This window comes from Pseudomonas sp. SC11, assembly GCF_047039205.1.
GTDB lineage: Bacteria > Pseudomonadota > Gammaproteobacteria > Pseudomonadales > Pseudomonadaceae > Aquipseudomonas > Aquipseudomonas boreofloridensis.
Genome location: NZ_CP178183.1, coordinates 4,232,002 through 4,251,560, shown reverse-complemented (window position 1 = coordinate 4,251,560; position 19,559 = coordinate 4,232,002). Strand labels below are relative to the sequence as shown.

At 63.3% G+C, this 19,559-nt stretch carries 15 protein-coding genes; 4 read left to right on the top strand and 11 right to left on the bottom strand.

Annotated features, from left to right (window positions below):
• Positions 1–31: 31 nt before the first annotated feature.
• From ACK2SD_RS18960 to ACK2SD_RS18945, 4 genes are all read right to left on the bottom strand, one after another.
• Complete coding sequence (locus tag ACK2SD_RS18960) at positions 32–766, bottom strand: amino acid ABC transporter ATP-binding protein (RefSeq protein WP_039575924.1); 735 nt, start codon at positions 764–766, stop codon at positions 32–34.
• Positions 763–1,434 carry an amino acid ABC transporter permease gene (locus ACK2SD_RS18955; protein ID WP_029614093.1) on the bottom strand — a complete coding sequence of 224 codons (672 nt, stop codon included), beginning with the start codon at positions 1,432–1,434 and terminating at the stop codon, positions 763–765. Before ACK2SD_RS18955 ends, ACK2SD_RS18960 begins: the two co-directional genes overlap by 4 nt.
• Positions 1,434–2,180, bottom strand: coding sequence for an amino acid ABC transporter permease (locus ACK2SD_RS18950; protein WP_039575926.1), 747 nt, complete (start codon positions 2,178–2,180; stop codon positions 1,434–1,436). Before ACK2SD_RS18950 ends, ACK2SD_RS18955 begins: the two co-directional genes overlap by 1 nt.
• Before the next feature lie 147 nt (positions 2,181–2,327).
• Positions 2,328–3,245, bottom strand: coding sequence for a glutamate/aspartate ABC transporter substrate-binding protein (locus ACK2SD_RS18945; protein ID WP_317871224.1), 918 nt, complete (start codon positions 3,243–3,245; stop codon positions 2,328–2,330).
• A gap of 334 nt (positions 3,246–3,579) precedes the next feature.
• Between ACK2SD_RS18945 and ACK2SD_RS18940 the strand changes: the two genes are divergently transcribed.
• A complete protein-coding gene (locus tag ACK2SD_RS18940) occupies positions 3,580–7,866 on the top strand; it encodes an NEL-type E3 ubiquitin ligase domain-containing protein (RefSeq protein WP_412460572.1) in 4,287 nt (1,428 codons plus the stop codon).
• Between the two features lie 43 nt (positions 7,867–7,909).
• Here the strand turns inward: ACK2SD_RS18940 and glpD are convergent, their stop codons facing one another.
• The 4 genes from glpD to ACK2SD_RS18920 form a co-directional block, all read right to left on the bottom strand.
• Positions 7,910–9,478, bottom strand: a complete 1,569-nt coding sequence (glpD, locus tag ACK2SD_RS18935; RefSeq protein WP_412460571.1) for a glycerol-3-phosphate dehydrogenase — start codon at positions 9,476–9,478, stop codon at positions 7,910–7,912.
• A 154-nt stretch (positions 9,479–9,632) separates the two neighbouring features.
• Positions 9,633–10,388: a DNA-binding transcriptional repressor GlpR gene (gene glpR, locus ACK2SD_RS18930; protein WP_029615293.1), complete on the bottom strand. Its 756-nt coding sequence runs from the start codon at positions 10,386–10,388 to the stop codon at positions 9,633–9,635.
• 137 nt (positions 10,389–10,525) lie between these two features.
• Positions 10,526–12,025, bottom strand: coding sequence for a glycerol kinase GlpK (gene glpK, locus ACK2SD_RS18925; protein ID WP_116887698.1), 1,500 nt, complete (start codon positions 12,023–12,025; stop codon positions 10,526–10,528).
• A gap of 66 nt (positions 12,026–12,091) precedes the next feature.
• Complete coding sequence (locus ACK2SD_RS18920) at positions 12,092–12,943, bottom strand: MIP/aquaporin family protein (RefSeq protein ID WP_412460570.1); 852 nt, start codon at positions 12,941–12,943, stop codon at positions 12,092–12,094.
• Positions 12,944–13,249: 306 nt separating this feature from the next.
• On the opposite strand from ACK2SD_RS18920, the gene ybaK reads away from it, so the two are divergent.
• Positions 13,250–13,720 (top strand): Cys-tRNA(Pro) deacylase, encoded by a 471-nt coding sequence (ybaK, locus tag ACK2SD_RS18915; RefSeq protein ID WP_039575937.1) that lies wholly within the window; start codon positions 13,250–13,252, stop codon positions 13,718–13,720.
• Between the two features lie 28 nt (positions 13,721–13,748).
• Here the strand turns inward: ybaK and ACK2SD_RS18910 are convergent, their stop codons facing one another.
• Positions 13,749–14,858, bottom strand: a complete 1,110-nt coding sequence (locus tag ACK2SD_RS18910; protein ID WP_412460569.1) for an ABC transporter ATP-binding protein — start codon at positions 14,856–14,858, stop codon at positions 13,749–13,751.
• Positions 14,855–15,775, bottom strand: coding sequence for an ornithine carbamoyltransferase (gene argF, locus ACK2SD_RS18905; RefSeq protein ID WP_412460568.1), 921 nt, complete (start codon positions 15,773–15,775; stop codon positions 14,855–14,857). The genes ACK2SD_RS18910 and argF overlap by 4 nt, the downstream gene beginning before the upstream one ends.
• Positions 15,776–16,140: 365 nt before the next feature.
• Between argF and ACK2SD_RS18900 the strand changes: the two genes are divergently transcribed.
• Positions 16,141–18,249 carry a molybdopterin oxidoreductase family protein gene (locus ACK2SD_RS18900; RefSeq protein ID WP_412460567.1) on the top strand — a complete coding sequence of 703 codons (2,109 nt, stop codon included), beginning with the start codon at positions 16,141–16,143 and terminating at the stop codon, positions 18,247–18,249.
• A 104-nt stretch (positions 18,250–18,353) separates the two neighbouring features.
• Complete coding sequence (gene grxD / locus ACK2SD_RS18895) at positions 18,354–18,689, top strand: Grx4 family monothiol glutaredoxin (RefSeq protein ID WP_039575941.1); 336 nt, start codon at positions 18,354–18,356, stop codon at positions 18,687–18,689.
• Positions 18,690–18,744: 55 nt separating this feature from the next.
• Here the strand turns inward: grxD and ACK2SD_RS18890 are convergent, their stop codons facing one another.
• The gene (locus ACK2SD_RS18890; protein WP_412460566.1) at positions 18,745–19,419 is read right to left on the bottom strand and encodes an OmpW/AlkL family protein; all 675 of its coding nucleotides are present in this window, start codon (positions 19,417–19,419) and stop codon (positions 18,745–18,747) included.
• Positions 19,420–19,559: the final 140 nt, after the last annotated feature.

Here is a 19,559-nt window from a genome sequence, read left to right as displayed (position 1 = left end):
CCGCCTTGGCGGACGGCGCACGCCTGGCGCATCAGTGCTGCAGGATCTTGCTGAGGAAGTGCTGGGTGCGTTCATGACGCGCTTCGGGTTTACCGAAGAAGTCTTCCTTCTGGCAGTCCTCGATGATGTGGCCCTTGTCCATGAAAATGACCCGGTTGGCGACCTTGCGTGCGAAGCCCATTTCATGGGTGACGCACATCATGGTCATGCCCTCATGGGCCAACTCGACCATCACGTCCAGCACCTCGTTGACCATTTCCGGGTCCAGCGCCGAGGTCGGTTCGTCGAACAGCATGACGATCGGGTCCATCGACAGCGCCCGGGCAATCGCCACGCGTTGTTGCTGACCGCCGGAAAGCTGACCGGGGTGCTTCTTGGCGTGGGCGCCCAGGCCCACGCGGTCGAGCAGGGCCAAGCCTTTCTTGGTGGCTTCGGCTTCGCTGCGCCCAAGCACTTTGCGCTGAGCGATGGTCAGGTTCTCGGTGATCGACAGGTGCGGGAACAGCTCGAAGTGCTGGAACACCATGCCGACCCGCGAGCGCAGCTTCGGCAGGTTGGTCTTCGGGTCGGCGATCGAGGTGCCGTCGACCACGATGTCGCCCTTCTGGAAGGGCTCCAGCGCGTTGACGCACTTGATCAGGGTGGACTTGCCCGAGCCGGACGGGCCGCAGACCACCACCACTTCGCCTTTCTTGACTTCGGTGGTGCAGTCGGTCAGTACCTGGAAGTCCCCGTACCACTTGTTGACGTTCTTGATGGAAATCATACGGTGATCCTTTTTTGCAGGCGCTTGACCAACCAGGAGGCGGAGAAACTGATGATGAAGTACACGACACCGGCAAAGATCAGGAACTCGTGGGAGCGCCCGATGATGTCGCCGTTGGCGCGTGCCGAGTTGAGGAAGTCGATCAGACCCACGGTGTATACCAGCGAGGTGTCCTGGAACAGGATGATGCTCTGCTGCAGCAGCAACGGAGTCATCTTGCGAAATGCCTGGGGCAGGATGATCAGGCGCATGCACTGTCCGTAGGACATCCCCAGGGCTTGGGCGGCGCCCATCTGGCCTTTGGAGATCGACTGCACACCGGCGCGCACGATTTCGCAGAAGTAGGCAGCCTCGAACATCATGAAGGCCACGACGCAGGAGGTGAAGGCGCCGATTGGGGTGTCTTCACCGGTGATCCAGCGCAACACGAAGGGCACGGCCAGGTAGAACCAGGTGATTACCAGCAGCAGTGGGATCGAGCGGAAGTAGTTGACATAGGCCCCTGCCAGGTTGGCCATCAGCTTGCTCGAGGACAGGCGCATCAGCGCCAGCAAGGTGCCCAGCACGATACCGCCGACCACGCCCATGACCATCAGTTGCAGGGTGATCAGCATGCCATCCCACAGGGCTGGCAGTGCGGGGATGATTTCACTGAAATCCAGGTCCATCATTTACCTCCCACGGAAATCAGGCCCGGCACGGCGACTTTCCTCTCGATCAAGCGCATGAGCAGCATCAAGCTCATGTTCAAGGTGAAGTAGATCAGCGTGGCCAGGGTAAAGGCCTCGAACAGGTTGGCGGAGAACTCGGCGGTTTGCTTGGTCTGTGCCAGCAACTCCATCAGGCCGATCAGCGATGCTACCGACGAATTCTTGAACACGTTGAGGAATTCGGAAGTGAGCGGCGGGATGATGATCCGATAGGCTTGCGGCAGCAGCACGTTCATGTAGATCTGCGTCAGGCTGAAGCCCATCGCCCGCCCGGCCGATTCCTGTCCGCGGGGCAGGGCCTGGATGCCGGTGCGTACCTGCTCGCACACCCGCGCGGCGGTGAACAGGCCCAGGCAGATGACTACGCTGATCAGTGCCGAGGTGGTCGGATTGAGATCCTGCTTGAACCATTCCTGCAGGCCTTCGGGCAGCAGGTCCGGTACCAGGAAGTACCAGATGAACAACTGCACCAGCAGCGGTACGTTGCGGAACAGTTCCACATAAGCGGTGGCGATGCCCGATACGAGGCGATTCGGCACGGTACGCATCACGCCCAGCAGCGATCCCAGCAGCAAGGCGATGATCCAGGCTGAAACGGCGATGGCAATGGTCCAGCCCAGACCGGTGATGTACCAGTCCAGGTAGATTTCGTCGCCCACGCCGGTGGACTTGAAGAAAACGCCCCAGTCCCAGTTGTAATTCATCGGGATTTCCCCTCAGACGGTTGTTTCACGGGCACCTTTGAACTTCCAAGGGCGCAGGCGCCCTTGGAAGTAAAGGTTAGACACTAATGAGTGGCCTGTCGGATCGATTGCGGTGCGTTGGAGCACCAGGCCACTAGCTACTGGAGGTCAGGACTTCTTTTCGTCCGCAGCCTTGTCGGTAGGCTCGGCAATCAGCTTTTTCAGTTCGTCGCTCATTGGGAATTGCAGATTCAGACCCTTCGGCGGAATCGGCTCCTCGAACCATTTTTTGAAGCTCTTATCGACGTCACCGGATTTGAAGTAGGCGATGATGGCGTCATCCACCGCTTTCTTGAACTGGGCATCGTCCTTGCGCACCATGCAGCCATAGATTTCGTACGACTGTGGCGTGCCGGTGATCGTCCAATCGGATGGCTTCTTGGCCTTGGCCATTTCACCGGCCAGCAGGGCGTCGTCCATCATGAAGGCGACGGCACGACCGCTTTCGAGCATGTTGAAGGCTTCACCGTGGTCCTTGGCGGAGATCACGTTCATCTTCATGTTTTTCTCGGCGTTCATCGCTTTGAGCAGACGCTCAGAGGTGGTGCCCGCGGTGGTGACGACGTTCTTGCCCGCCAGGTCCGGGAAGTCTTTGTACGCCGGCTGACCGTCCTTGACCTTGGTCAGCAAGCGAGTGCCGACTTCGAAGATGCCCACGGTAAAGCCAACTTGTTGCTGGCGTTCGACGTTGTTGGTGGTGGAGCCGCACTCCAGGTCAACGGTGCCGTTCTGCACCAGCGGGATGCGGTTCTGGGAAGTGACGAGCTTGTAATCGACCTTGATATCGGTGCCAAGCTGCTTTTTCAGCGCCTCGACCACGGCCAGTTGGACATCATGGGAGTAACCCTGAGGAACGGTGCCGCCCGTCAGGTACGAGAAGGGAATGGAAGAGTCGCGATGACCCAGGCTGATGGTGCCGGAATCCTTGATCTTCTTGAGCGTGCCGGTCAGCTCTTCGGCCATGACCGGCGAAGCGATGACGGCGGCGGCGATTGCAGCGCCCAGCAATTGACGAACGATACGCATCAAATTTTCCTCGACGTTTGTTTTTCTTATGGAGCCGTTGGCGGACTCTTCGTTCAACGAACACACCAGTGTGGTATGCGTTCGGCTTCCAAGTGTAGAGCATGACTCGTGCCAAACTCTGATATCGATCATAACGCCTCGAATTTGCTTGGAATTAGTCTTTTCTGACGATCACTTTGGTGCAGGCGCGTACGGGATTCCGATTGCTATGTGGGTTCGCGTTCGGAAAGCCGACCGAGGCTCCATGGTTTTCCGGTGGCTGGCACCATCCCGATACCACCTTGCTATCCAGCGACTGGGGTGTGCTGCAGGTTTCCACCAGCGAGCCACCCCCATGACATTCGCCCTAGAACCTCAGTCCATCGACACCCTCATCGCCTCGCGCATGCCCCCCTGGCTTATGGGCGCCAGTGTGGAGCATCTCACAGCGTTTCGCCGCGCTCTGCGCAGTCAGCAGTTGCATGCCGAACGGCTGAAGGTCCTGCTTCGCTCGATCCCTGCGCTCGATGCCTTCGCCGAGCAGCGCCTGGTGCAGGCCCTCGCGTCCAGAGGCGTGCCCAGCCTGGATGTGCGCCGCGCCACGCTGCGCATCACTCGACAGTTGAAGGCGCCGTCAGTCGGTAACAGTTTGCCAGGCCCGCTCTATCCACATGTCTCGCGCCAGTCACTGCTAGGGGCGCTACTGCACAACTTTCATGTCGCCGAGACGCGGCCGAACTTCTTGCGCTCGGGGCTGTTGCGCGATGCGCAGGGCAAGGCGTTGCCGATGGGCTTCGAAGCGTTCGCAGGGTTGTGTCGGCAGCTGGATGTGGGCAAGGCGTATCAGTCGCTGCTGCAACAGCGTCTGCGTCCTGATCAGGGTGACGATCAATCGCCCGGTGTCGGCTGCCAGGCGGTGAACCGCCTGTTCGAAGACAGTCTGCGGTCGAACCTGGAGGTGGATGTTCGCGCCTCCAGGCTCAAGGACGACCTGGATGAGACCAGTTATCTGCAGTTACTGCCCGTGTTCGCCCACAAGCCCGTGGTGCCCCCCGTGGCGGCGACGCTGCTGGCGTGCCAGCCCTATCTGCTCGGCAAGCGCCTGCGCGGTGTGGTCGGGTTCGAAGTACGCGAGCCGGGGGGCTCCGATGTCGCGGCGGTGTTGCTGTGGATTCCCGGCGACCCTGCACGGCCGTTGCAGCGTCACGCGTCCTGGGAGGCGTTCTATCGCGCGCAAGCCGCGAGTCTGCGCGACGACAGCTACCAAACGTTCTTCTTGCGATTCGTCAGCCAGCGCGACCGGCCCGTGTTCGCCGGTGCGCTGCGCACGCGTTTCGCCGCGTCATCGGCTGCTGACCCTGTGGAGCTGGATGGCCGTGCGCTGCCGATCAAGGACGAGCTCTTCGCTTACCTGCGCCAGCAGCACATCGACACGCTGTTCGATGATGCGCGAATACTGGCGGTACCCACTGGTGATGAGGACGAAGACGATCGACGTGAGCGTCTGGACAATTATCTGTCACTGGGCATGGATGTACTCGGCATGGCCGGGCTGTTCGTGCCGCTGTTGGGCCAGACCTTGCTGGCCATTGGCGTGATGCAGATTGCCAACGAAGTCTTCGAAGGGTTCGAGGACTGGCAGATCGGGGATCGGCAGGGCGCTATCGGTCACGTCCTGAACATTGCCGAGCAGTTGACGCTCGGTGCGGCCGTATCGGTGGGCGCCGCCGCGCTCGCCAAACGGCTGCCGCGTCTGGACTTCGTCGACGCGCTGGCACCGGTCCGCCTGGACAACGGCGAACTGCGGCTGATGGATCCGCAACTGAGCGGCTACGCCCAGCCCGATGCGGCAGACGGGATCGTCATGGAGCACACCCGCTACGTGATGAGCGGTGACAGCCACGACGGCTCGGCGCGCCTTCTTCATCCATCTCGCCGTGAGGCCTACAGCCCGCGGCTTGAGGACAATGGCACGTCCGGCTGGCGTCATGAGCTCGAACGGCCGCAGTGCTGGCAAGGCCCGCGCCAGTTGTTGCGCAGGTTCGGCGATGGCTTTGCCGACATTCCCGAACGCGTTGCCGAGGATCTACTGCAGATCACTGGCCTGAGCGAGGACCACTTGCGGCGCTTGCACCTGGAAAGCGCTGCGGCGCCCGCTCGGCTGGCCGATCTGGTGGATCTGTATCGTCTGCACGAGGCGCAGCCGGGGTTGGAGGCTGCGGCCCTGGAGGAGCAACAACGACTGCGTCAGGGCTCAGCCGCCGCCAACGAGCGCGTGTTGATGGGCAGTTTCCCAGGGCTGACATTGCGCACCGCTCGGCAGTTGCTGGAGCATGCCGCTACGGCAGATATCGAACAGCTGACCCGCCGCCAGCGGGTGCCGCTGTCCATTGCCGAGCATGCCCGCTGGGCGTTGCGCCAGCGCCGTTTGGACCGTGCCTGTGCCGGCCTGCGCTGGCCGTGGCTCGCCGGCCCAGACAGCGAGCAACTGGCGCTCGGGTTGCTGGACAGCCTGGCGCCCTGGCCTGATTCGGTGCGCCTGGAGGTGCGCGATTCAGCCGGTGAAGGGCGTTTGTTGGCCAGTCATGGCCGTTTGGAAGCCGGTGATGTGCGCGCCATCGTACGGTCTGCCGACGGATACCGGCCGAGCAGTGTGGATGCCGCGTCGCCGCACCTGATCGGTGCATTGCAGCACTGCCTCAGCGAGTCACAGAAACTCGTCCTGGGCCAGAGTGCGGCGAGCGAGGCCGCACTGTTGGCGAAAGTGGCCAGCGCTGTTGATCGCGATCTGGCCGCCTCGTTGCTGGGCATGACAGGACGCCAACCGGCGTTCGCCCCCCCGCGCCGATTTGCCGATGGCCGCTTGGGTTATGCGCTCAGTGGGCGTGGTGGTGGGGAGCGCCAAGCGCTGCGCCGGGGTATTCACCAGATCTATCCGACCTTGGGCGACAGCCAGTTAAATGCGTACCTGGAGTCTCTCAGTCAGCAGGGACTGGGTTTGTGGGAGCACTATGCGCAGTTGCAGGACCAATTGAATCGCCTGCGTGAGGCGCTGGCGAACTGGCAGCGAAGTTGGTCGAACCCCCTCGATGCGCTGCGCCGTCGTCGCGTGGCGAACGCCATTCGGCGCAGTTGGCGGCGCAAGGTCACCGATCGGTCGGACGACTTCGTCCTGCTCATCGATGGCGAGTCGGTCGGCAGCCTGCCCAGCCTGCCCGACGACATCAGCTTCGCCCACATCCGTCGCCTGTGCCTGCGCAACATGGGGCTCGAGACGATCGACAATGAATTTCTCCAGCGTTTCGAAAACCTGGTGGAGTTGGACCTCAGCGGTAATCGGCTGGACACCGTTGTGCAGGTTATCGGGCAAATGACGCACCTGCGTGTACTGCGTCTGGCCAATAACCAAATCACCCTGACCGCTGCCAGCGAGCGTATTCTGGGTGCGCTACGGGGGCTGGAATTTCTCGACCTGAGTCACAATCCGCTGGGGAGGGCCCCGGTGCTGACCCACTTGCGACGATTGCGCGATGTGCGCCTGCGCAATGCCGGCCTGGAGTCCCTGCCCGATGGGATCAGTTGGCGCGGCACCGTGGACGTGCGTGACAATCGGATTCGCCAATTGCGCCAGGACCTGGCGAACCTGCGCGAGCAAATGGAGCAGGTGGCCCTGCATGACAACCCCTTGGACGAGGCCAGCGAGGCGCTGGCCGACAGCGCGTCTGGGCACGTATCTGGCGGGCGCGGCAGCCCTTCGTTCCGGCATGCGGTCGTGGACATCTCGCTGCGTGATGCCTGGGTCGGAAACGTCAGTACGCAACTGCGAGAACGTCGCCGCGGCATCTGGGCCACGCTGCAGGACGAACCGGGATCGTCGGACTTGTTCAGGTTCCTCGCCGACTTCATCGATACCGAAGACATGGACGCCCACCCACAGTTCTATCGCAAGCGCGTCTGGCGCATTCTCGAGGCGTGCGAGCAACACGCCGATCTTCGCCAGCGGCTGTTCATGGAGGCGGCGGGGCCTGGCACCTGTGAGGATCGGCTGTTGCTGGTGCTCGAACAGATGGAAGTGGCCGTGCTGGCTGAGCGGGCACTCGCGCAAGGGCCTGGGGCCAGGTCCGAAGCAAGTCTGGTCGAACTCGGTCGCGGCCTTTTTCGACTCGACGAGGTTGACCGCATCGCCTCCCGGCACATTGCCCAGATGCGTGAGCAGGCGATGCCGCTGGTGGATGACATCGAGGTCCGGTTGTTTTACCGACTCAGGCTGATGCGGCCGCTGGAGCTGCCCATCGCTGATGACGAGATGCATTACGACAGCTTTGCCCACGTCTCCACCCGCCAACTGGCGGCGGCGCAGCGCGAAGTGCTGGCGGTGGAGACCCCGAGTGTGCTGGCTGAATCGATCGCTCAGCGACCGTTCTGGGCCAAGCATGCGCGGGAATTGCACAGTATCCGTTTCGACAACCTGGCGGAGCAGTTCCATGGCCGTCTGGAGGCGCTGCAGTCTCAGGTCGAGCGACAGACGATCGATGAGTGGACGTACGAGGTGCGCAGCCGCGGTCTGAAGTACGAATACGAGATCGCCGAGCACCGCCTGCTGCGCACCCTGGCCGAGGAGGCATTGCGCCGCGCCAGATGATGTGTCGAGGCCGGGGCCGCATTGACGCCCCGGCCCGTGACACTCAGGCGGCTGCCAGTCGGTGCACCTGTTTCAGGTAGTCAGCCAGCGCCTGCTGCTCGGCGGCGTTGGTGAACAAGCCCAACTTGGTGCGGCGCCAGAGAATGTCGTCGGCCGACACCGCCCACTCTTCCTTGCACAGGTAATCCACCTCACGGGCGAACAGACCGCCGCCGATGGCCTGGCCAAGATCGTCGGGCCCTTGCACGCCCTCCAGCAATCGCCAGACACGGTTGCCATAGGTGACCGCCCAGCGCTTGGCGATGTCCTGTGCCAGCCAGCCGTGGGCCGCCAACAGGGCTTGCACCAAGGCGTGCACGCTGGTCATGTCCTCACCGCCGGGCAGCGCCGAGGTAGCGGTCCAACTGCCGCGCATCTGGGGGAAGAACGGCTTGAGTTCGGCCATCGCCGACTCGGCCAGTTTGCGGTAGGTGGTCAGCTTGCCGCCGAACACCGACAGCAGAGGCGCCTGGTCGGCGTGGCGTGACAGCGCCAAGGTGTAGTCACGGGTGACTGCCGAGGGGTTGTCGGACTCGTCGTTGCACAGCGGCCGCACACCGGAGTAGGTGTGCTGGATGTCAGCACGCGATAGCTGATGATTGAAGTGGGCATTGACCACCTGCAGCAGGTAATCGGTCTCGGCCTCGGTGATTGCGACCTGCGCCGGATCGCCGCTGTATTCGCGGTCGGTGGTGCCGATCAGGGTGAAACGGTCCAGATAGGGGATGCAGAAGACGATACGCTGATCTTCGTTTTGCAGGATGTAGGCCTGCTCACCTTCGTACAAGCGCGGCACGATCAGGTGGCTACCCTGGATCAGGCGAATGCCGTAGGGCGCGTCGAGTTTCAGATCGTCCTTGATGAAGCTGGCCACCCAAGGGCCGGCGGCATTGACCAGCGCGCGGGCCCGAATGCTCTGCAAACGACCGTCGGCATGCTGCAACTCCACCTGCCACACGCCATCGACGCGCTCGCCGCGCAGGCAGCGGGTGCGGGTCTGGATAGTGGCTCCTTGCTCACGGGCGGCCATGGCGTTGAGCACCACCAGGCGAGCATCGTCGACCCAGCAGTCGGCATATTCGAAACCGCGGCTGATCTCGGGCTTGAGCGGGTAGCCCAGGCCGAAGCGCAGGCTGCGCGAGGCGCCCAGACGTTTGCGCTTGCCCAGGTGATCGTAGAGGAACAGGCCGGCGCGAATCATCCAGGCCGGGCGCAGGTGCGGGCGGTGTGGCAGGACGAAGCGCATGGGCTTGACGATATGCGGCGCCTTGCCCAGCAACACTTCACGCTCGGCCAAGGCTTCGCGTACCAGACGGAATTCGTAGTGTTCCAGGTAGCGCAGGCCACCGTGAATGAGCTTGCTGCTGGCCGAAGAGGTGTGCTGAGCCAGGTCGTCCCGCTCGCAGAGAAACACCTTCAGGCCACGCCCGGCAGCGTCCGCCGCGATGCCGACGCCATTGATGCCGCCGCCGATCACGGCAAGGTCATAGCAATCTGCGGGGGTCGATGGGGTCTGTGGGGACTGGGACACGGGCAAGGCCTCCTGGGCACGGCTCACAGCGAATGTGAACATCGATGTTCGTTTGCGAAAATATTAGCGCAACAAAACGGCCCTTTCCAGTCGCGATCAATAGAAAATACTGATCGCTTACGGGCTAAATGAACATTTGTGAACATGAGATGACGGCCGCGCCGGGCCGTCCCCGGCGGGCGCCGTCAAGGAGGGCTCAGACGACCTCGAGGCGAACCTTGTTCTGGTTCAGCAACTGCGAAAGCGCCGGGGTCGGCGTCTGGTCGGTGACCAGGCAGTCGATCAGGTTGATCGAACCCAGTCGCACCATGGCATTGCGCCCGAATTTACTGGAGTCGGCCGCGAGCAGCACTTGTCGAGCGTTGGCGATGATCGCCTGGGAGACGCGCACTTCCTGGTAGTCGAAGTCCAGCAGGCTGCCGTCTTCGTCGATCCCGCTGATACCGACCACGGCGAAATCCACCTTGAACTGGCTGATGAAGTCGACGCTGGCCTGGCCCACCACACCGCCGTCACGGCGCACGGTGCCGCCGGCCACCAGTACCTCGAAGTCGTCCTTGGCGGCGAGGATCGAGGCCACGTGCAGGTTGTTGGTGATCACCTTGAGGTGGTTGTGGTTGAGCAGGGCGCGGGCGATGGATTCGGTGGTGGTGCCGATATTGATGAACAGCGAGGCGTGATCGGGAATCTGCCGGGCCACGGCGTCGGCGATGCGCTGCTTTTCGTCGCGCATCTGGTCGGCGCGCATGGCATAGGCGGTGTTCTCGACGCTCGAGTCGTAGGCGGCGCCACCGTGATAGCGGCGCAGCAGGTTGGCTTCGGCCAGTTGGTTGATGTCGCGGCGGATGGTCTGGGGGGTGACGACGAACAGTTGGGCCATTTCCTCGATACTGACGTAGCCGCGTTCGCGCACCAGTTCGAGAATTTGTTGTTGGCGGGGGGGCAGATTCATGGGCGGTCCTTTGGGGCTGCCGGACAAATGCTGCAATGATGCCGTAGGACGGGGATGTCGGCCAGTGGCGTATCCCACCGCTGCGTCCTGGCCCTGTAGGCGCGGCGAAGCACCGCGCCTACAGGGTGCAGCAGGCTTCAGTCGGTGTGATCTTCCCAGTCACGGGTGCGCTCGACGGCTTTCTTCCAGCCGGCATACAGCTTTTCTTTCTGCGCGTCGTCCAGTTGCGGGCTGAACTCACGCTCGATGATCGCCTTGTCGCGCAACTCGTCCAGGCTGCCCCAGAACCCGCAGGCCAGGCCCGCCAGGTAGGCAGCGCCCAGGGCGGTGGTCTCGCGCATCTTCGGCCGCTCGACACAGGTACCGAGAATGTCGGCCTGGAACTGCATGAGGAAGTTGTTGGCTACCGCACCGCCGTCCACGCGCAGTTCGGACAGGCGCTGGCCGCAGTCCTGCTGCATGGCGTCGAGCACGTCGCGGGTCTGGTAGGCGATCGACTCCAGCGCCGCGCGGATGATGTGATCGACTTTCACCCCACGGGTCAGGCCGAACAGCGCGCCGCGTGCGTAGGGATCCCAGTAGGGTGCGCCCAGGCCGGTGAAGGCTGGGACCAGGTAGACGCCGTTACTGTCCTTGACCTTGCTGGCGAAGTACTCGGTGTCCAGTGCGTCGTTGACGATCTTCAGTTCGTCGCGCAGCCACTGCACGGTGGAGCCGCCGTTGAACACTGCGCCCTCCAGGGCGTAAGCCACCTCGCCGCGCGGTCCGCAGGCGATGGTGGTGAGCAAGCCGTGGGACGAGGTCACGGCCTTGTCGCCGGTGTTCATCAGCAGGAAGCAGCCGGTGCCATAGGTGTTCTTGGCCTGGCCAGGTTCCACGCACATCTGGCCGAACAGCGCCGACTGCTGATCGCCCGCGATGCCGGCGATAGCGATGCCGCTCTTGGTGTGGCCGTAGACTTCGGACGAGGGGCGCACCTCGGGCAGCATCTGCCGCGGAATGCCGAGAATCTCCAGCAGTTTGTCGTCCCACTGCAGGCTATGGATGTTGAACATCAGCGTGCGCGAGGCATTGGTGTAGTCGGTGACGTGCACCTTGCCGCCGGAGAATTTCCAGATCAGCCAGCTGTCGACGGTGCCGAACAGCAGTTCGCCGCGCTCGGCGCGCTCGCGCACGCCCTCGACGTTGTCCAGGATCCACTTCAACTTGGTGCCGGAGAAGTAGGGGTCGGTGACCAGTCCCGTGGTTTCGCGAATGTACTGTTCGTGACCGTCACGCTTGAGCTGGGCGCAGATCTCGGTGCTGCGTCGGCACTGCCAGACGATGGCGTTGTACACCGGGCGCCCGGTTTCCTTGTCCCACACCACGGTGGTTTCGCGCTGGTTGGTGATGCCGATCGCGGCCACCTGGGCGTGGCTCAGGCCGGCCTGTGCCAGGGCTTCGACCATGGTTGCGCTCTGGGTGGCGAAGATTTCCATGGGGTCATGCTCGACCCAGCCGGCCTGCGGGTAGTGCTGGACGAACTCGCGCTGGGAGGTGCCGACCACGTTGGCGTCGCGGTCGAAGATGATCGCCCGCGAACTGGTGGTGCCCTGGTCCAGGGCGATGATGTAGTGCTTATCCTGGGTGTCTGTCATGGTCGTTGCCTTGCACGAAATGGGTAGGGTCAGGGCTTGAAGGGGCCAGAGGGCTCAGTGCCGATGTCAGGAGGCCTGAGTATCGCCCTGGTTGACGGCCGCTGTCTGCGGTTGGTCGGCTTCGGCCGTCGGCAGGCTGCGGGCGATGAGTACGCGGTAGCCTGCGGCCCCCAGGCAAGCACCGAGAATCGGTGCCAGCAGCGGGACCAGGAAGTACGGGATGTCGCGTCCGCCGGTGAAGGCCATATCGCCCCAGCCGGCAAAGAAGGTCATCAGTTTGGGACCGAAATCTCGGGCCGGATTCATGGCGAAGCCGGTCAGTGGGCCCATGGCGCTGCCGATCACCGCGATCAGCAGGCCGATCAGCAACGGCGCGGTGGCGCCGCGCGGCAGGCCGTTGTTGTCATCGGTCAGGGCCATGATCACGGCCATGAGGATGGCGGTGATGATCACTTCCACCAACGCCGCCTGGGCGGTGGACAGCGAGGGATGCGGGTAAGTGGAGAACACCGAGGCCAGCTCCAGGCTCGCCGGACTGCCGCGCAGCATGCCGTGGGCCTGTTCGAAATCGAAGAACAGCGTGCTGTACAGGCAATACACCAACGCAGCGCCACAGAACGCCCCGGCTACCTGAGCGATCACGTAGAACGGCAGTTTGCGCTTCTCGAAACCGGCGAACAGCGTCAGCGCGATGCTGACCGCCGGATTCAGGTGAGCGCCCGATACCCCGGCACTGAGGTAGATCGCCATGCTGACGCCAACCCCCCAGATGATGCTGATTTCCCACAGGCCGAAGCTGGCGCCGGCGACCTTGAGCGCAGCGACGCAGCCGGTGCCGAAAAAGATCAGCAGTGCCGTACCCAGGAATTCGGCCATGCATTGGCCGCCAAGCGTCGGTTGTCGTAGAGCTGTGGTCATGGATGAACCTCGGTTCTTGTTGTTGTGAGACGCTGAGCGCTCAGCGGTTCTCGCCGGTAATCCATCCCCATGAATCATCAGCGAGTGTACGAATGTGCACTTTTTCTGTGCGTGTTTTCTTCAAAAACGAAAAAATATAGACAAGAAACGCTGATGTCAAAGGTCGAAAGTGAACGATCAGCCACATTTCGACTCACGACCGCGCAGTCGTTTGCGCACTGCTGGTGCAGGCGGCAGAAGGCCACTGGCTGGCCCCGGGCAATTGGCCTACAGTAGCCGCCGAGCCGATCCTGACTGGAGCTGTGCATGACCCCCGCCCTCGACCTGTTGAAGAACGCGCGCGCCGAACATCGCGTGCTCAGCTACGAACACGACCCAAAGTCCGCGTCCTATGGCTTGGAGGCTGCCGAGAAACTCGGGCTGGATCCGCAGCAGGTGTTCAAGACACTGCTGGCGTGCAGCGAGAAGGGAGAATTGCTGGTTGCGGTGGTGCCGGTGGTCGGCACGCTCGATCTGAAGGCGTTGGCCCATGCCGCCGGGGTGAAAAAGTGCGAGATGGCCGACCCTGCCGCCGCGCAGCGTGCCACCGGCTATTTGGTAGGCGGTATCAGTCCACTGGGGCAGAAGAAGCGCTTGCGCACCTTCATCGATGCATCAGCGCAGCAGTTCGACAGTATCCATGTCAGTGCCGGACGGCGCGGCCTGGAGGTGGAGCTGGCCGCTGCGGTGCTGGCCGAGCATACCAAGGGTGTGTTCGCCAGCATCGGCCGGGGCTGAGACGAGCGTCACAGCCCGGCCGCAGTGATCAATGGGCTGGACTGTGGCGACGCACGCCGTTTTCCTGCGTGGTGAGGTGCGCGGCTACGCTGCCGGGCACGGCGAACAGCACCAGATGATCGGCCGCTACGGCAATGCCCACGTCCTGACCGATCTGATGATCGACATGACTGGGGAAGATCGCCTCCAGTTGGCTACCGGTCGGCAGTTGCAGGCGATAGAGGGTTGAGGCGCCGAGGAAGCTCTTGCCGTGGATGCGCGCGCGCAATGCGCTGTCCGGGGCATGCACGATGTCGTCGGGTCGCAACAGCACGTCCACTGCGCTGCCCGCGGGCAACGCATAGGCACGGTTGCCGCGCAGCTCGCCCAGCTCCGTGGTGACGGCCTCGGGGCTGCTCATTTGCCCACGGATGAAGTAACCCTGGCCGATGAAGCTGGCGACGAACGGCGTCTGCGGTTCGTGGTACAGGTTGTAGGGCGTGTCCCATTGCTCCAGGCGACCTTCCTTGAACACACCGACATGGTCGCTGACGGCGAAGGCTTCTTCCTGGTCATGGGTGACCAGAATCGCACTGGTGCCGCGGCTCTTGAGAATGTCGCGCACCTCGTGGCTCAGGCGCTTGCGCAGCTCGACGTCGAGGTTCGAAAAGGGCTCGTCGAGCAGCAGCAGTTGCGGCTCCGGCGCCAGCGCGCGGGCCAGCGCGACGCGTTGCTGCTGGCCGCCGGACAGCTCGTGCGGGTAACGCCCGCCCAGGCCGCCGAGCTTGACCAGTTCAAGCATGTCTTCGACCACCTGGGCCTGGCGTGGGTGCTTGGCGATGCCGAAGGCGATGTTCTGCGCCACCGTGAGGTGCGGGAACAGCGCGTAATCCTGGAACACCATGCCGATGCGGCGCTTTTCAGGTGCGAGGGTGAAGCCGGCGCGCGAGATGACTTCGCCGGCCAACTGGATCTCGCCGTCATGCACCGGCTCGAAGCCGGCGATGGCGCGCAGGGTGGTGGTCTTGCCGCAACCGGAGGAGCCGAGCAGGCAACCGATGTCGCCGGCGTTCAGGTGCAGGTTGAGGTTCTGGACGATGCGCTGCTCGCCGTAGCCACAGGCGAGGTTGCGCAGGTTGAGCAGCAGGGGTTGACTCATGCGGTGTGGTAAGCCGGTTCTACAAGGAATTCAAGAAGGGCCTTCTGTGCATGCAGACGGTTCTCGGCCTGGTCCCAGGCGACCGACCGGGGGTCGTCGAGCAGGTCCTGGCTGATTTCCTCGCCACGGTGGGCGGGCAGGCAGTGCATGAACAGGGCATCGGGTGCCGCCAGGTCGAGCAATTCGCGGGTGACCTGGTAAGGCGCGAAGTGCGCCAGGCGCCTGGCAGTTTCCTCTTCCTGGCCCATGGAAGTCCAGACATCGGTGGTCACCAGATGCGCGCCGCGCACCGCTTGCTGCGGGTCGCGGATGATCTGCACGCGATCGCCGCCCAACGCCAGGAAGCGCGGATCGGGTTCGTAGCCTTCGGGGCAGGCGATGCGCAGTTTGAAGTCGAACTGGCGGGCGGCTTCGATGTACGAGTTGCACATGTTGAAGCCATCACCGATCCAGGCCACGGTCTTGCCCTGGATCGAGCCGCGGTGCTCGACGAAGGTCTGCATGTCGGCGAGCAGTTGGCAGGGGTGCGATTCATCGGACAAGCCGTTGATCAACGGGACTTTCGAATGGGCGGCGAACTCGGTGAGGGTGCTGTGGGCGTGGGTACGGATCATCACCACATCGACCATGCTCGAGAGCACGATGGCGCTGTCGCCGATCGGTTCGCCCCGGCCCAGTTGGGTGTCGCGCGGGGACAGGAATATCGCCTGGCCGCCGAGCTGGATCATGCCGGCTTCGAACGACACCCGCGTACGGGTCGAGGACTTCTCGAAGATCATTCCCAGTACGCGGTTCTTCAAAGGCTCATGGAGCACGCCGCGCTTGCGCAGGCCCTTCAGCTCGATGCCTCGACGGATCACGCCGAGCAGTTCGTCAGCGGTGAAATCCAGCAGGGAGAGAAAGTGCCTGGTGCTCATGAGATGACTACCTTATCTGCAACGTTTTGCAGGCCGGCCGTAGGTTTTTTTTGACAACGGCGGTGACCTGCGGCGTAAGCCGCGCGGGGCGGACGGAATGGGGAAAGGCGCAATACTATAATTAAATGTCGCCTGAAACCAAGAGGTGAAACAGGTCGCCTGTATCAAGGCGTGTCGTAAACCCTTGTGAAGCGACTGTTTTTTATTTTCTACAGGGTTGTACACGGGCCATCGGGGCGTTTGCAAACCCCGTGTCGCGAATCGTGTGCCTGATGACGCTCGATTCACAGCGCTTAGCGCCGTGGCGGCGGGAGGCGCGCGCGGGCATAGTCTGGGCTCTCCAGAACAACAAGGCAGAGGCGGCCATGTCCAAGACCCTGCATTACCGTGCGTGTCATCTGTGCGAAGCCATCTGTGGCCTGGCCATCGAAGTCAGCCACGGACCGGATGGGCTGGCTTCGATCGATTCCATCAAGGGCGACCGCGAAGACCCGTTCAGCCGTGGCCACATCTGCCCCAAGGCCGTGGCCCTGCAGGACATCCAGGACGACCCGGATCGCCTGCGTCAGCCCCATCGGCGGGTCGGCGATCACTGGCAGCCGATCGGCTGGGACGAAGCCTTCGCCCTGGCCGCCGAGCGGCTGTGGCAGATCCAGCAGCATCACGGGCGCAACGCCGTGGCGGTGTACCAGGGCAATCCCAGCGTGCACAACTATGGGCTGATGACCCACAGCAACTACTTTCTCGGCCTGCTCAAGACCCGCAACCGTTTTTCCGCCACCTCGGTCGACCAGTTGCCCCAGCACCTGACCAGCCACCTGATGTACGGCCATGGCCTGCTGCTGCCGATACCGGACATCGACCACACCGACTTCATGCTGATCCTCGGCGGCAACCCGCTAGCCTCCAACGGCAGCATCATGACCGTGCCGGATGTGGAAAAACGCCTGAAAGCGCTGCGTGCCCGCGGTGGTCGTCTGGTGGTGATCGACCCCCGTCGCAGCGAAACGGCGGCGATCGCCGATCAGCACCTGTTCATCCGCCCCGGTGGTGACGCGGCGTTGCTCTGCGGGCTGCTCAACACCCTGTTCAGTGAAGACCTCGCGCGCGGCTCGCACCTGCCGGTGCAAGGGCTGCAACAGGTGCGCGAAGCCATTGCGCCGTTCACGGCCCAGGCCATGAGTGCGCTGTGCGGCATAGAGGCCGAGCAGATCCGCCAGCTGGCCCGCGATTTCGCGGCGGCGGAGCGCGCGGTGTGTTACGGGCGCATGGGGGTCTCGACCCAGACCTTCGGCACCCTGTGCCATTGGCTGGTGCAACTGATCAACCTGGTCACCGGCAACCTTGACCGGGTGGGCGGCGCGCTGTGCACCGACCCGGCGGTGGACCTGGTCGCCAGTACCTCGGGGGGCCACTTCGACCAATGGCGCAGCCGCGTTTCCGGCTTGCCGGAGTACGGCGGCGAGCTGCCGGTGGCGGTGCTGGCCGAAGAAATGCTGACGCCTGGCGAAGGCCAAATCAAAGCCTTGGTCACGGTGGCCGGCAATCCGGTGCTGTCCACCCCCAATGGCCGCCAGCTGGACGGCGCCCTGGCGGGGCTGGAATTCATGCTCAGCATCGACCTGTACATCAACGAGACCACGCGCCACGCCGACCTGATTCTGCCGTCCACCTCGGCGCTGGAAAACGACCATTACGACAGCACCTTCAACCTGCTGGCGGTGCGCAATGTCACCCGTTTCAACCGGGCGATCCTGGCCAAGCCGCAGGGCGCACTGCACGACTGGGAGATCTTCGTCGGTCTGGCACGCGCCTTCGCCGAGCGGGCGGCCCTGGAACTCAAGCCGACCTTGCCGCCGGCGCAGATGATCGACCTGGCCTTGCGCACAGGACCCTGTGGCGAAGCCTCGTCCTGGAACCTGTCGTTACAGGCGCTGGACGCACATCCCCATGGCCTGGACCTGGGGCCGTTGCAGGCGAACCTCGCCGCGCGTCTGCGCACTCCCGCGCAGGCGGTGCAGGCCGCGCCGCAGGTGCTGCTCGACGACTTGCAACGTCTGGCACGCCAGGTGCCCATGGCGCCTGACCAACTGTTGCTCATCGGCCGGCGTCATGTCCGCAGCAATAATTCCTGGATGCACAACTATCACCGCCTGATCAAAGGCAAGCCGCGCCATCAACTGCTCATGCATCCGCAGGATCTGCAGCAGCGGCAGCTCGAAGATGGCCAGTGGGTACGCGTGCGTTCGCGCACCGGCAGCCTGGAAGTCCAGGTGTTGGCCAGTGACGAGGTGATGCCGGGTGTGGTCAGCCTGCCCCATGGGTGGGGGCACGCACGCCAGGGCGTCCAATTGCAGATCGCCCAGGCGCAGCCGGGGGTGAGTGCCAATGACCTGACCGATGAAACCCTGCGCGATGCACTGTCGGGCAACGCCGCGCTCAATGGCGTACCGGTGCAGGTCGAGGCGGCTTGATTCGATCGTGAGCCGAGGGCCATGGCCGAGCACGGCACTCGGCTTTCCGATACAATGCCCGACCGTGCCGACGACCGTGTCGGAAAGTTCAGCCGAGGTGCTCCATGGATATCATCGAAACAATCAAAGAGCAGATTGCCAACAACACCATTCTGCTTTACATGAAAGGCTCGCCGAATGCCCCGCAGTGCGGCTTCTCGGCCCGTGCTTCGCAGGCGGTGATGGGGTGCGGCGAGAAGTTCGCCTACGTCGACATCCTGCAGAATCCGGAAATCCGCGCCAACCTGCCCAAATACGCCAACTGGCCGACCTTCCCGCAACTGTGGGTGGGCGGCGAACTGGTCGGCGGCAGCGACATCGTGCTGGAAATGTTCGAAAAGGGTGAACTGCAGACCCTGATCAAGGACGCGGCCGCCAAGGCCAAGGCCTCCGAGGCCTGATGCGCCTGCGCCAGGGTTGCCCTGCAGCCCTGGCAGCCTGCCGGCCCCGGTCGGTTCAGAAGTAGAACACCACGCCTGTGGTGTACACCGTCGGGTCGAGCACGATATCGGCCTTGACCGGAATGCCCCCCAGCGCAGCGGGCGCATTACCGGTCGCTTGCGCCTCCAGGAAGAACCGCTTCACGTCGAAGAACCAGCCCAGGCGCTCGCTGCTGCGGTATTCGAACCCGGCCTGCAACACCCCGCCATTGACGTCATCCACGTCCAGGTTGCTCACCGCCTTGTCCTTGGAGTCGAGCACCAGCATGTAGGACCACCCCGCACCCACATAGGGCTGGAAGCGGCCGAACTGGGTGAAGCGGTATTGCGCGGTCAATGCCGCCGGACCGTAGGTGATACTGCCTAGCTTGCCCAGCCCCTGCAGCGAACCGCGCGCCTTGAGTTCGGTGGTGGGCGGATAGCCGATGGTCAGTCCCAACGCCCAGTGTTCGTCGAAGCTGTAGCCGATCTCGGCCGCCACAGTGACGTTGTCCTTCACCTGCGCGCCAGCTCCCGGAATCTCGCCTCCAAGCAAGGGCGCCTTGAGCGTCACGTCGTTCTTGAAGTCGACGAAAGCCGGGCCGGTGCGCAGCCACCAATGGCCTGGCTCGGCCTGGACCGGCGAGGCGACCAGTGCCACAACTGGCAGTGCCAGCGCGCAGAAACGAAAAGCAGCGTGTGTGGTGTTCATCGTGTGTGATCGCTCTTGTTGTTGTTCTGGAGTCCCTGATCCCTGCACACAGGGCGCTGGAGCGATGCTAGGCGTTTGCCACGTGGGTGGATGGGTCCGAACGGACTAATTTGCCGGGCCGATGCCCGTTCGCGCGGCGG

Coding starts and splice junctions, on each gene's coding strand:
- ACK2SD_RS18920 (WP_412460570.1), bottom strand. CDS start 12,943: ATGACCACAGCTCTACGACAACCGACGCTTGGCGGCCAATGCATGGCC.
- glpR (WP_029615293.1), bottom strand. CDS start 10,388: ATGAATCTGCCCCCCCGCCAACAACAAATTCTCGAACTGGTGCGCGAA.
- ACK2SD_RS18910 (WP_412460569.1), bottom strand. CDS start 14,858: ATGAGTCAACCCCTGCTGCTCAACCTGCGCAACCTCGCCTGTGGCTAC.
- ACK2SD_RS18960 (WP_039575924.1), bottom strand. CDS start 766: ATGATTTCCATCAAGAACGTCAACAAGTGGTACGGGGACTTCCAGGTA.
- glpK (WP_116887698.1), bottom strand. CDS start 12,025: ATGACAGACACCCAGGATAAGCACTACATCATCGCCCTGGACCAGGGC.
- glpD (WP_412460571.1), bottom strand. CDS start 9,478: ATGTTCACATTCGCTGTGAGCCGTGCCCAGGAGGCCTTGCCCGTGTCC.
- ACK2SD_RS18900 (WP_412460567.1), top strand. CDS start 16,141: ATGTCCAAGACCCTGCATTACCGTGCGTGTCATCTGTGCGAAGCCATC.
- ACK2SD_RS18955 (WP_029614093.1), bottom strand. CDS start 1,434: ATGGACCTGGATTTCAGTGAAATCATCCCCGCACTGCCAGCCCTGTGG.
- ACK2SD_RS18890 (WP_412460566.1), bottom strand. CDS start 19,419: ATGAACACCACACACGCTGCTTTTCGTTTCTGCGCGCTGGCACTGCCA.
- ACK2SD_RS18940 (WP_412460572.1), top strand. CDS start 3,580: ATGACATTCGCCCTAGAACCTCAGTCCATCGACACCCTCATCGCCTCG.
- ybaK (WP_039575937.1), top strand. CDS start 13,250: ATGACCCCCGCCCTCGACCTGTTGAAGAACGCGCGCGCCGAACATCGC.
- grxD (WP_039575941.1), top strand. CDS start 18,354: ATGGATATCATCGAAACAATCAAAGAGCAGATTGCCAACAACACCATT.
- ACK2SD_RS18950 (WP_039575926.1), bottom strand. CDS start 2,180: ATGAATTACAACTGGGACTGGGGCGTTTTCTTCAAGTCCACCGGCGTG.
- argF (WP_412460568.1), bottom strand. CDS start 15,775: ATGAGCACCAGGCACTTTCTCTCCCTGCTGGATTTCACCGCTGACGAA.
- ACK2SD_RS18945 (WP_317871224.1), bottom strand. CDS start 3,245: ATGCGTATCGTTCGTCAATTGCTGGGCGCTGCAATCGCCGCCGCCGTC.